This is a genomic window from Acinetobacter sp. FB (assembly GCF_056033405.1).
In genome coordinates this window covers 1,008,219-1,020,381 of sequence record NZ_CM148502.1, presented here as the reverse complement: position 1 = coordinate 1,020,381, position 12,163 = coordinate 1,008,219, and the positions used below count along the sequence as shown (strand labels likewise).

General features: G+C 39.3%; 9 protein-coding genes and 1 pseudogene. 2 read left to right on the top strand and 8 right to left on the bottom strand.

All coding sequences use genetic code 11. From position 1 onward, the window contains the following. Positions 1 to 86: 86 nt before the first annotated feature. Positions 87 to 1,470 (bottom strand): annotated as a pseudogene (gene gdhA / locus AC0JIQ_RS04705) (NADP-specific glutamate dehydrogenase). Positions 1,471 to 1,814: 344 nt separating this feature from the next. Between gdhA and AC0JIQ_RS04700 the strand changes: the two are divergent. Beyond that, complete coding sequence (locus AC0JIQ_RS04700) at positions 1,815 to 2,615, top strand: RnfABCDGE type electron transport complex subunit B (protein WP_474202789.1); 801 nt, start codon at positions 1,815 to 1,817, stop codon at positions 2,613 to 2,615. Beyond that, a complete protein-coding gene (nth, locus tag AC0JIQ_RS04695) occupies positions 2,616 to 3,302 on the top strand; it encodes an endonuclease III (RefSeq protein WP_474202788.1) in 687 nt (228 codons plus the stop codon). On the opposite strand, the gene AC0JIQ_RS04690 is transcribed toward nth, so the two are convergent. The 7 genes from AC0JIQ_RS04690 to adk all read right to left on the bottom strand — a co-directional run bounded on the left by AC0JIQ_RS04690 (position 3,299) and on the right by adk (position 12,080). Continuing rightward, positions 3,299 to 3,481, bottom strand: a complete 183-nt coding sequence (locus AC0JIQ_RS04690) for a hypothetical protein (RefSeq protein WP_034602651.1) — start codon at positions 3,479 to 3,481, stop codon at positions 3,299 to 3,301. The two genes, nth and AC0JIQ_RS04690, sit on opposite strands and share 4 nt — an antisense overlap. Before the next feature lie 64 nt (positions 3,482 to 3,545). After that, entirely contained in the window at positions 3,546 to 4,730 is a 1,185-nt protein-coding gene (locus AC0JIQ_RS04685) for a VWA domain-containing protein (RefSeq protein WP_346509704.1), read from the bottom strand. Positions 4,731 to 4,733: 3 nt separating this feature from the next. Further along, positions 4,734 to 7,091 carry a DUF5682 family protein gene (locus tag AC0JIQ_RS04680; RefSeq protein WP_474202787.1) on the bottom strand — a complete coding sequence of 786 codons (2,358 nt, stop codon included), beginning with the start codon at positions 7,089 to 7,091 and terminating at the stop codon, positions 4,734 to 4,736. A 76-nt stretch (positions 7,092 to 7,167) separates the two neighbouring features. Next, positions 7,168 to 8,250 (bottom strand): ATP-binding protein, encoded by a 1,083-nt coding sequence (locus tag AC0JIQ_RS04675; protein ID WP_474202786.1) that lies wholly within the window; start codon positions 8,248 to 8,250, stop codon positions 7,168 to 7,170. 32 nt (positions 8,251 to 8,282) lie between these two features. Next, on the bottom strand, positions 8,283 to 9,920 hold the full coding sequence (locus AC0JIQ_RS04670; protein WP_474202785.1) for a hypothetical protein: 1,638 nt from the start codon (positions 9,918 to 9,920) through the stop codon (positions 8,283 to 8,285). Further along, positions 9,911 to 11,242: an SWIM zinc finger family protein gene (locus AC0JIQ_RS04665; RefSeq protein WP_474202784.1), complete on the bottom strand. Its 1,332-nt coding sequence runs from the start codon at positions 11,240 to 11,242 to the stop codon at positions 9,911 to 9,913. The genes AC0JIQ_RS04670 and AC0JIQ_RS04665 overlap by 10 nt, the downstream gene beginning before the upstream one ends. A gap of 184 nt (positions 11,243 to 11,426) precedes the next feature. Continuing rightward, a complete protein-coding gene (adk, locus tag AC0JIQ_RS04660; RefSeq protein ID WP_004663203.1) occupies positions 11,427 to 12,080 on the bottom strand; it encodes an adenylate kinase in 654 nt (217 codons plus the stop codon). Positions 12,081 to 12,163 lie beyond the last annotated feature (83 nt).

The following is a 12,163-nucleotide window of genomic DNA, read 5'->3' as shown; positions in this document are numbered from 1 at the left end:
TAGCCAGTTAAAAAAATCCGATGTTTCAACATCGGATTTTTTTTATGGAAATCCCCTCTTTATTAAAGCGGGATTTTAGGAGACCCTTAATAAATACCCTGCGCGAGAATGGCATCTGCTACTTTGACAAAACCAGCAATATTCGCACCATCAACATAATTGACAGTACCATCTTCTTGGGTCCCATATTTTAAGCAATTGGCATGAATATCTTTCATGATGGCATGTAAGCGTTCATCGACTTCACCATGTGTCCAACCAAAACGTAATGCATTTTGAGACATCTCAAGACCAGAAGTTGCAACTCCGCCCGCATTTGATGCTTTACCTGGTGCATACAAAATCTTAGCTGCGATAAATTGTTCAACTGCGTCCAAAGTAGATGGCATGTTGGCTCCTTCTGCAACACACATCACACCATTTTCTAGTAATAATTTTGCATCTTCTGCACCTAGCTCATTTTGAGTGGCACAAGGTAATGCGATATCAACAGGAATAAGCCAAGGGGTTTTACCCTCAAAATATTCAAAACCATGCTTCGATGCAAACTCTGAAATACGTCCACGCTTGATATTTTTCAGCTCCATCACTTCGGCAAGTAATGCATCAGTGAAACCATTTTTTACAAAAACAGTGCCATTCGAATCTGACAGACTCACCACTTTTGCACCTAAAAACATAGCTTTTTCAGCAGCAAATTGCGCTACATTCCCCGAACCCGAAATCGAAACCGTTTTTCCTGCAAAGCTATCACCACGAGTTTTCAGCATTTCTTCAGCAAAATAAACAGTGCCATAACCAGTCGCTTCTGGACGCATTAAACTTCCGCCAAAAGAAATACCTTTGCCCGTAAAAACACAAGCCGTATCATTACTCAGCTTTTTCATCATCCCCGCCATGAAGCCTACTTCACGACCACCAACCCCAATATCACCTGCTGGAATATCGGTATTCGATCCTAAATGACGATATAACTCCAACATTAACGCTTGGCAAAAACGCATAATTTCAGCTTCTGACTTTCCTTTTGGATCAAAGTCTGAACCACCTTTACCACCGCCCATAGGTAGAGTCGTTAATGCATTTTTAAATGTTTGCTCAAAACCTAAAAATTTTAAAATCGATAAATTTACTGAAGGATGAAAACGCATGCCACCTTTAAATGGCCCAATCGCTGAATTAAATTGAATCCGAAAAGCTCGATTCACATGAGTTTGACCTTGGTCATCCATCCACGATACACGAAACTGAATAACACGTTCAGGTTCAACCAAACGCTCTAACAAACCGTATTGAGCGTATTTAGGATTTTTCTGTATAAAAGGCCATAAACTCGTCATGACCTCTTCTACTGCTTGTAAAAACTCAGGTTGATATGGATCTCTAGCTTTAACATACTCCAAGAAATCATTTAAGCTATCGTATTTCAACTCTCACCCCCAGATAGTGATTTAATTTAGTGCAAAAAATGCACCAAAATAGAATATTAAACACATTTAATACCCTTTATGATCAACTCTCAACCCAATTTTCATAAAAAATATTTTTTATTATTTTAAATCAATATTTTAAATTTAAAAATATTCATTATTTTTATAATAAATATTCAAAAAATAGCTTAAATCAGCGTTTAACTTAGTAATAAAACATCAGAAATAATTCAAAATACAAAATTTAGCACCAAAATAAAACTATGTTAGCACTATAAAATAGCAAAAATAAAAAGTCTATCAAAGTAGATTTAAACAACGATTGCCGCCGATTAAACTATTCTTTGCTATAATAGCGATACTGTTTTTATCCTATCTTCTTTCATGTCAGTTTCAGCACAACAACTCTCTCTTATCGTTCAAGTAGACCAACTTTTACCACAAACGCAATGTGGTTTATGTGGACATCGTGATGGTTGTTTACCTTATGCAAAGTCGATCGTTGAAGGTGAAGATGCAAACAAATGCGTTCCAGGTGGACAACCCGTTGCAGATGCACTTGCGACATTATTAAAAAGACCAACAATGATTGCGGAACCCAGTGTTTGGGACATTCAAGCAGATGGTCGACCGCAACAAATGAAAGCGATAATTCGTGAAGATGAATGTATCGGGTGTACTAAATGTATTAGTGCTTGTCCTGTTGATGCAATCATCGGTAGCGGAAAATTAATGCATAGTATCTTGACTGATCTATGTACGGGTTGTGAGTTATGTATTCCACCCTGTCCTGTAGATTGTATTGATCTGGTCTCAGATTCCAATCCATTACCTACAGCTCAACAACGTACTCTTGAACAAGATGATCTAAGACATCGTTACTATGCGCATATTCAACGAGAAGAAAAACGTCGTTTGAGTCGTAAAGGACCGATTGTTCGTGCTGAAATTGATACTGAATTTTTTGCTCAATTTTCTCAAGCACTTAACAATGTACCCGTGATCACACTCATGGATAAACCGAAAGAAAATCCTGTATTAGATGCAAAAACGACAATTGAACTTGCGAAAATCAGAACGCAAATCAAAAAGTTAGAAAAGCAGTTAAGTGTACGTGCAGATGAATCCAAGCAAACACAATTGCTTGATTTGCAAAAACGTTTAAATGAATTACAGGGAATCTAAATGTCTGTCAAAAATATGACCAAAAAACAAGTTCAGACTTTTTTTGAACGTTTACGTACACAAAGACCACATCCCCAAACGGAGCTGAACTACAGCTCTCCTTTTGAGTTACTGATTGCTGTTTTGCTTTCTGCACAAGCAACCGATGTCAGTGTCAACAAAGCGACTGATAAACTCTATGCCGTTGCCAATACTGCACAAGCTATTTTAAATCTTGGGGTTGATGGCTTAAAAGAATATATTAAGACGATTGGCTTATATAACGCTAAAGCTGAAAATGTGATCAAAACTTGTCAGATTTTGGTTGATCAATATCAAGGACAAATTCCAGAAACGCGAAAAGAACTGGAAGCTTTACCGGGTGTAGGGCGTAAAACGGCAAACGTCGTGCTCAATACCGCCTTTGGTCATCCCACTATGGCAGTCGATACCCATATTTTCCGTGTTGGCAATCGTACTGGTTTGGCAGTAGGTAAAAATGTTTTAGAAGTCGAAGATCGATTAATTAAGGTTATTCCTAAAGAGTTTATTATTGATGCTCATCATTGGCTGATCTTGCATGGACGTTATTGTTGTATAGCACGTAAACCTAAATGTGCTGAATGTATCGTATCCGATGTCTGCAACTGGCCTGATCGTTTTGAATTTGGAGCCGTAAAAACAATTCCAACGAAAAACCTCAGTTAATCCTGAGGTTTTTTACGCTGCTGTAATTTGGGATGTAGCTGACGTTCTCGACCATTTTTCTTATTTTCCAAAGCCTGTTGTTTCTGCACATGGCGCAACATTTTTTGGCTTTGATACAATAAAAACAACAGTAAAGCTAAACTTAAAATTACCACCACAATCAAAATAATTTTCAACAACGAACTATCCTCAATCAACTCACACGTTTCGACTTGAATACCGTAACGTGATCTTCATGTTCTATTATGTCAGATTTTGCTGGGTTGCAAACCATGCATGAATATCTCGTTTTTCAATAGCTGTCGCCATGAGTTCTGGAAATTGATCAGGTGTGCAGGCAAACGTTGGAATCCCCATATCCGCAAAGATCTGTGCATGTTGAGTATCGTACCAAGGTGCACCGTCATCAGACAATGCCAGTAGCGTAATCACTTGCACACCACTATCTAGCATTTCAGCTACTTGCTTGAGCATTTGCTTAGCATCTCCACCTTCACACAAATCACTGATAAGAATAAAAATAGTATCTTCTGGGCGAGTGATTTTACTACGACAGTATTTAATTGCTTTAGCAATATCGGTTCCCCCACCCAACTGTGTGCCGAATAGCACATCCACAGGATCTTCGAGCAAAGGGGTTAAATCGGCTAACTCCGTATCAAACACGATCATTTGTGTACTGACTGCACGAATACTTGCCATCACTGCCGCAAAAACACTGGAATAAATCACGGAAGGTGCCATCGAACCACTCTGATCAACACAGAGTACAATGTCTTTTAAAGCCGTTTGTTGACGTGGATGACCATGTAACTCATGTGGAATAATCGTTTTAAAATCTTCCTGCCAATGTTTCAAATTAGACTGAATGGTGCGCTGCCAATTAATGTCTTGCATGCGTTTAGGACGGCGTGTATGTGCTGAGCGATTAATACTGCCTCGAATCGCTTGCTGTAATGGTTGCTTTAGACGATTTTCAAGTTGCTCTACCAACTGACGCACCACGATACGCGCGGTTTCTTTAGTTTTTTCAGGCATCAAATGATTGAGTGAAATTAAGGTAGAAACCAAATGAATATCGACTTCTACACTTGCCAACAATTCAGGCTCTAACAACATTTGTTGTAAATTTAAACGCTCTAAAGCATCTTTTTGAATAACTTTTACCACAGAAGATGGGAAATACTGGCGAATATCCCCCAACCATTGCGCCACCCTAGGACTAGAATGCCCCAAACCACCACGGCGATTAGGCTGTTGCGCCTGATAAAGCTCATTCAGACATTCTTGCATTTTGGTATCTTGCACCGACCAATTCGGTAAATGCGAAGTCGAATTTGGGACTTGTCCTAAAATTAATCGCCAACGTCGTTCTTGTTCCGCAAGGTCAGGTTGCTCTAAAGTGATCAGTTCTTCATTCATATTCATCACTTAAACCTCGACAGCAACAGGCTGTAAATACGCGTAAATTTCATCTAATACCGTTTGAGCACGTGCAATATCTAAAGTACCGACCTCTTGTTTGACTGCGGTCGCTTTCTGCGTCACTTTCTGAATTAATTGCTGTGCTTCAGCAGGGCTAAAACTTGAAGCTGTTCTGGCCAAAATTGGCAATAACTCAATGAATTGCTGCTCTTGTAATTGATTGACCCATTGGCTCACGGTGTCCCAAAGACTTTGCTCATGAATCAATAACAAAGCTTGATGGGTCAAGAAACCTTCAAACCAAGCTGCACTGTAATCCGCCGTCTGCCCGATCGACAAAGCTCGAGACAGAAACCCCTGTATTTGCTCCACATTAATCAAGTGCTGTTCTCGAGCTAAACGCACACAACAACCATGCAAATAACCTTGCATATGTTCCAACTGCAATAACTGATGTAAGGTCTCTTGCCAGAGCTGTAGCAATTCATCCTGTTGTAATTGTTCTAAAAGTTCATATAAATTTTGTAGTTGTTGGGCAAACTGCTGTGCCATTTCGGCATTCAATTGTACACAATAACTTGGCAAACTCAACATCAAACGAATCGCTAAATGTTCTACCACTTGATGTAAATGTTGCATTGAAAATTGGCGCACACTGCCATAACGAATTGCCGTAATAAGCGGCTTTAATGTTGCCAAAATAATGCTTGGGTCTTGATGCTGAGTGGTGAGCTCATTCAATTTATCCAAAGCCAAATTTAGGCTTTGATCCAAACCAGACAATAAAATACTCTCAATCAGTTGCGCAATTTGCGCCACATCCTCACATTGTCTAATCTGATGTTCGACATAACTTTGTGTGGCAAGCTGAATGCTATTTCCCCATAATGACATTTCATTCAGATATAGACTAGTTTCAGGCTGCCAAGACAACTGCCAAACTTCTTTAAAATTACCCTGTTTTGAGCCTGTACCTCCTAACTCTGCCCAAGCGAGACCAAGTAATTTCACGCAATGTAAAAATTGACTTTTTGCCAAGTCGAAGGCTTCACGTAAATCCAGACTAATGTCACGATGAGGTGCTTCGAGCTTCAGACGGAAATGCTTCACTTGCTGTAAAAAGTCTTTTTGAATGGGCAACTCAATCAATTCATCAGGCACTTGCCCCAATTGCTCGTCTTCAAGCAATTTAGCTAAAATCGGTTGTGGAATATCTAAGCCTTGATTTAAGACCGAACGAATCGCCTCAAATAAATCTTCCAAATCAGGAATACGTCGTCCACGTAATTGCAATAAAGATTGAATCAGTTGTACCGCATCAATAATCTGAGCACTAGAGGCATCATGACCTGCTTGGCGTAAGGCTTGGGCAAATTTGCTTAACCAATCAATGGTAATTTTTTCACCATCAACATTTTCGTCTAAAGCTTGTTGATAATGCTTCCAAAGATGAGTATACCATCCAACCGCTTGTACACCTGCACCATAGCCATTGTCCCTGCTCAAACGCCCATGTGTCCATGCAATCCATGCAGCATCAACTTTGACTTTAGGTAAGCCTTTGAGCAAGGCGGTATCTGCTTTATTTTGCGCTTTTAAATCCGCCAATACAGGTGCATGCCATGCCCCACAAATCACCACAATATTTTGATAGCCTTGCTTTTCTGCTTGCTTAATCACTTTGCGCATATAAGCTTCGCGATACTGCTCTAGCAGTTGGTCTTCACTACTATAATTTTCAGGTTGCTGGCTTAACAAATAATCACGCAAAGCTGCCATGGCATCGCTAATTGCGGCAAACATTTGTCCAGCGTGTGGCTGCTGCTCGACCAAATGCTCCCAAAAACGTTCACTGTCTTGATAGCCTGCCTGCTCTGCCAACAATTGAATTGGATCTCGGCGAATCGAAAGATAATGCTGTTCCAAATTCTGTTCTGGCTCAACATCACCTTGCTGATTAGACTCAATCTCTTGCTCGTCTACTAATGCTTGCTCGTCTGCTGAAGCTTGCAGTAAACGTTGCTCTGCCCATTGTTTTTCCAACGCAAAACGATGTTGCAAAGGCAGATCCATAAACTCTACTGCAATTTGCTGACGCAACGCATATTGTAAGGCTTGCCACTCAGGTGAAAACTCAGCAAAGGGATAAAAGACCGCTTGTGAACGCACTTCTTTTTGTACAGGCGTATTCAATAATAATGCAACAGGTGGTTTGAAATCTGCATGTTGCAATTGAGCAATGATTGAATTGGCATCAGGTGGCCCTTCAATCAAAATACAATCAGGTTGAATCGAAGCCAAAGCATTACAGACACTACGCGCCGAACCAGGCCCGTGATGACGAATACCGAGAATATGCAGCATTTTTCTATCCTTTATTCCGATCACATCTTCTCCTTGTCGAGGAGAAGATTAGGATGAGGTCATTTATTATTTGGTTTTATTCTAAATCACGACAAGCACGATACAGGTCTTGCCAACCCTCACGTTGTTTAATTACGGTTTCTACATACTCTTTCCAAGGCACAATATCTTGCACAGGATCTTTTAATACTGCACCTTGTAGACCTGCTGCCAATTCATGATCCGTAACATTGCCCGAACCAAAATGCCCTGCCATCACCCAACCATGACTCATCACTGAAATGGCTTCAGCCGTTGATAAAGTTCCTGTGGTGGTTTTTAGTTTTTGCTTGCCATCTAAGGTTTGCCCATGACGCAACTCTCTAAAAATCGTCACCAGTTTTTGAATTTGAACATCTAAAGGCTGAATCTCAGGTAGTTGTAAACTCTTGCCCAAAGATTGAACACGTTTTTGTACGATTTCCACTTCTTCAGCGATGGTGGCAGGCGGCGGTAAAATCACCGTATTAAAACGACGCTTTAACGCAGAAGAGAGTTCATTCACCCCTTTATCGCGGTTATTCGCGGTGGCAATCACACTAAAACCTTGTACCGCTTGATACTCAATTCCTAACTCAGGAACAGGTAAATTTTTCTCAGAAAGTAAGGTAATCAAGGTATCTTGGACATCGGCAGGAATACGAGTCAGTTCCTCCACACGCGCGATCTTACCTTCTTGCATTGCACGTAACATCGGGCTTTTCACCAAAGCATCTTCACTTGGGCCTTTGGATAATAATTGGGCATAATTCCAACTATAACGTAAGGTATCTTCACTGGTTCCAGCCGTACCTTGAATCAACAAAGCACTATTACCTGAAATCGCAGCAGCCAAATGTTCAGATACCCATGATTTTGCTGTCCCTGGCACCCCTAATAGTAATAAGGCGCGATCAGTCGCCAATGTCGCAACAGCAATTTCCATCAAACGGCGATTACCAATATATTTTGGTGAAATCACTGTGCCATCTGCTAAAGTTGTTCCTAGTAAATAATCAACCACTGCTTTTGGTGAAAGCTGCCATTGAGGAGGTTTTACTAAACTGTCATGTGCTTTTAATGCATCTAATTCATGAGAAAACTGTTGTTCTGCACGTGCACGTAAAACTTGTTGAGACATCTTGATTATCCTAATTTATGATTTCTTGATCATTAAGCAATAAATTTTTGTTTGTACTGATTAAATTGAATGAGCTGTTTCCATTCAGAAATAGAAAAAAGAGCTTGTAAACTACTGATGTCGATTGGATAAGCTTGCAAAATCAGCCATTGAGCCTGCTCTTTTAATAATGCAAATTTCTTCTGATCCTGCTGCAAATCTAAGTTCGCATATGCATGTTGTAATAACACGACTGCCATTTCTGAGATATTTTGAACATCATGCAGCGCTTTAGCACGCTGAAACAACAACCAGAAATGTTCTAAATCTTGATTTTGGTAATGGGACTCGAGTTGCTTTAATAACAATCCAGTTGCTAGTTCTTGGTCTAGTAAAGTAAAGACTAACTCACGTTCAAACATGTTCCCACTTGATGCCGTTACAGCTTCACACCATTTAGCTTGATGTTGATAAAACCATAAAGCTAAATCACGACGTTGCTCTCGATAACAACACACAATAAACGCATTCCAAAGTGAATCTCTTTGCTGTGAATGCAATGAGAATAAATGCTCCCAAGCACCAAATAATTCTAACCAATACGCAAGTGGCAATTGGATTAAAATTCTTTTGAGATAAAGTACGCCCTGTGAACTTTCACAAAATGCCTGATAAGCTTGCTCGACTTGAGCACTTTGGTAAGCCGTTTTTAAACTTTTACGGCTTTCAACCAAATTAGCTTCTCGATCAAAAAAGCCATAATCATTGAGGGCATCATCCTGATCTAAGTTAATGTCGAACTTAACTTTTTTAGCTTGAGCATCGTAGCTCAAACATACACGCAGTAACGCCATAACTTCATTATAAAGCGCATTATCTTGATAATATAAATAGAAAGCTAATGCAGCATTACTACTTACTGTCGCTGCATTCTGTGGTTCTAATGTTTTTACATACTGGTATAAAGCTTCAAATTTAGTCACTGGCATATTATATGTCACAAGACTTTCAGCATAACTTTGCAAATGATTTCTCTGAATCGATTGTGACCAAAACTCTGCTATATGTTGATGAATAAAGTTCGGCAAATGACCACATAATTGGCTCATCAACAAGGACCATTCGCTACTTTTTGATTTCAGTAATTGGCGGATCAATGGTGCTGCATCTTGTTGCTTCACATATTTCCACACCCTTTTTACATCATCCAAACGCGTTGTCACATCGCCCTGAAATGCAAACTCAGGTAAGACTGATGCCAATAACACAGGGTTCCGACACAGTGGTAAAACTTTCAATACCAAATAACGAGGAATCACTTGCTGCTGTAGTTGAGCAAGTTTGAAAATTTGAATAACCCAATCTTGATATAAAAATGGCGACTCTTGTGCAACAACCCATTTCAAAATTTGCACAAGTTGATTATCCAATTGCTTTTCATGTTCTATCTGATCAATCTCAGCAATATTCTTTTGTAAGGTTTCAGGTACACCTTGCGCTTGATAACCTGCTTGTTGCATGAGCACCCAATATTGATTCAAAACCAATAAGTCTTGGGCTGAATCAATCTGCTGAGGCACATAGATTTGCAATTCACTCGGTACTTTTACAGTCTGTTTAAATTGCTGTCCTAGTGTTAGTTTGAGTAGTAATTGCTGGCTAAACTCACTGTATGATGTGCTTAAAGACATTCAAAGTGCCCTCCCTGCCAAATACTCACTAGTTTTAGTTGCAATCCATTCCATTCAACGCCTGCGCTAAATGGCTCAGTCCCCACTAAAAACCATAATTCAACAAATTGTTTAATTTCAATTTCACACATCTTTTGATTCTGATCGACCAAATAAATTACTTTGTCATGTTTGACTAAATGCAATTGCTCTAGCCAGAAAAAGCGTACTAACTGCAAAGGACATTGTTTTAATCCATTCGCATATTGAGTAAATGCTTGATCAAAATTTTCAAAGCCTTTTGGCGCAACCAGCGTTAGGCTCAAATCATTGAATGACATTAAATTATCTTCTAAACGAAGACGTTGTTGGCTTACCACTGGATAAAGTTTGGCATTTAAAGCCAATTGTTTTTGGTAAGGCAACGTTAGGCCGAAATTCGAATAAGGTGAAATTTCAAAATCTAATAACAAATAGTCCCGTAAATTTTGACTATCCCACAGCCATTGACGACGATAACGTCCACGAGTATTCACCAACTCATGTGTTACTTGTCCTAATGCATAAACATGAAGCATCTGAGCAGATATGTTATCCCACACATCAGTTGGTAAATTCACACCAAAAAGCTGTTTTACTTCTTCATAAAGTTCTGGTTTGAGCTGTTGACGGTTTTGCCATAAATGAACGGCTGTTTGTAATTTAGCTATCCAAAATGAACTCTGCATTTGCCAATTGCTTTGATACAACGCACTCGAAAACTCATCTAAATAGCTGACTAAACCTGCAACTTGAGCATCCACCAAACGACTTTGAATATCGCGGAACTTTTCATGTTGTTGTTGACGCAATCTCCCTAGTCCCATCGTGACAACATCATTCAACCATGTTTGCAATGCCTCAATGCCTGCATCCATTTTTTTTTCACGTGCCAATTGGCGTTTCGCACGTGCTTCTTCATCAATCGGTTTATCAATCTTGTTTTCTTTTTTCTCAAGTGTTTTAGTTTTTTTATCTCGCCATTTTTGTACTCGATCAGGTATGCTTTGTTCATCTGATTGCACAGTAAATTTATCTTGATACTCGGTATAGACAAACAATAATGCTAAAGCATGTTTACAAGGTCGTTTAAAACTTGGACAACTACATTCGCATTTAAGTTCAGGTAAAAAAACTGCGCTTTGATAAATCGCACTGCCCTGAATTTCTCCCCAAATCCACTGATCAGTCGAACCCGAGATATTGTTCCATGCTTCAAATTTTGCGAGTTTTTTGGCTGATTTTGCCGAACTTGCATCTGGAATAATTTGCTCGACTTGATCAGATTGAATCGTCAGCAACATAGTTAACCCTTTAAAATAATTCTAAGTTTCAGTATTTTTAAATTGTACGCTTGAATGAAATATAACGTTTTTTGTTTAGTTTTTATATCATTTAATCTGACATAGCGACATTTTATGTCGTAGATAATTATAGGTATAAAAAAACTGTCTTATGGCTACATAAGACAGTTCTATCAAAACTAAATTATTTATCTAAAATAGCAAATAATTCTTTTTGAACTTCTTCGATTGCACGTAAGCCATTCAATTTATCATAAGTTGGTGCATTTTCACCTGAAGCAGCACGACCTTGATAAAAACCTACTAGTTGTTCAGTTTCACTATGATATGAACCTAAACGCTTACGAATCGTTTCTTCTTGATCATCTGGACGTTGCACCAAGTCTTCACCAGTTTCATCATCCTTACCTTCTACTTTAGGTGGATTATAAACAAGATGATAAACACGACCAGAAGCTGGGTGCTGACGACGACCTGAAAGACGTTGAACAATCTCTTCATCTGGAACATCAATTTCAATCACATGATCAATTGAAATACCCGCCGTTTCCAAAGCTTCAGCTTGTGGAATCGTACGTGGGAAACCGTCAAAAATACAACCGTTCACGCAATCTGGTTGAGCGATACGCTCTTGAACCAAACCAATAATGAGTTCGTCTGATACTAAACCACCAGACTCCATAACACTTTTCGCTTTAAGACCTAGTTCAGTTCCTTCACGAATTGCAGCACGGAGCATATCACCGGTTGAAATTTGTGGGATATTGTAGCGCTTACAGATCAACTGAGCTTGAGTACCTTTACCTGCCCCAGGTGGTCCGAGTAAAATAATGCGCATAAAAGAACATCCTCATTTAAAAACAATAAATCTTAAATTGAGCAATATGATACAGATTTATTGCTCAACCAACATCAAATTAA

Bases quoted from the DNA above. Each gene is read 5' to 3' on its own strand.
- adk (WP_004663203.1), bottom strand. From the start codon at position 12,080: ATGCGCATTATTTTACTCGGACCACCTGGGGCAGGTAAAGGTACTCAA.
- AC0JIQ_RS04700 (WP_474202789.1), top strand. From the start codon at position 1,815: ATGTCAGTTTCAGCACAACAACTCTCTCTTATCGTTCAAGTAGACCAA.
- AC0JIQ_RS04665 (WP_474202784.1), bottom strand. From the start codon at position 11,242: ATGTTGCTGACGATTCAATCTGATCAAGTCGAGCAAATTATTCCAGAT.
- AC0JIQ_RS04680 (WP_474202787.1), bottom strand. From the start codon at position 7,091: ATGCTGCATATTCTCGGTATTCGTCATCACGGGCCTGGTTCGGCGCGT.
- AC0JIQ_RS04675 (WP_474202786.1), bottom strand. From the start codon at position 8,250: ATGTCTCAACAAGTTTTACGTGCACGTGCAGAACAACAGTTTTCTCAT.
- nth (WP_474202788.1), top strand. From the start codon at position 2,616: ATGTCTGTCAAAAATATGACCAAAAAACAAGTTCAGACTTTTTTTGAA.
- AC0JIQ_RS04670 (WP_474202785.1), bottom strand. From the start codon at position 9,920: ATGTCTTTAAGCACATCATACAGTGAGTTTAGCCAGCAATTACTACTC.
- AC0JIQ_RS04685 (WP_346509704.1), bottom strand. From the start codon at position 4,730: ATGAATATGAATGAAGAACTGATCACTTTAGAGCAACCTGACCTTGCG.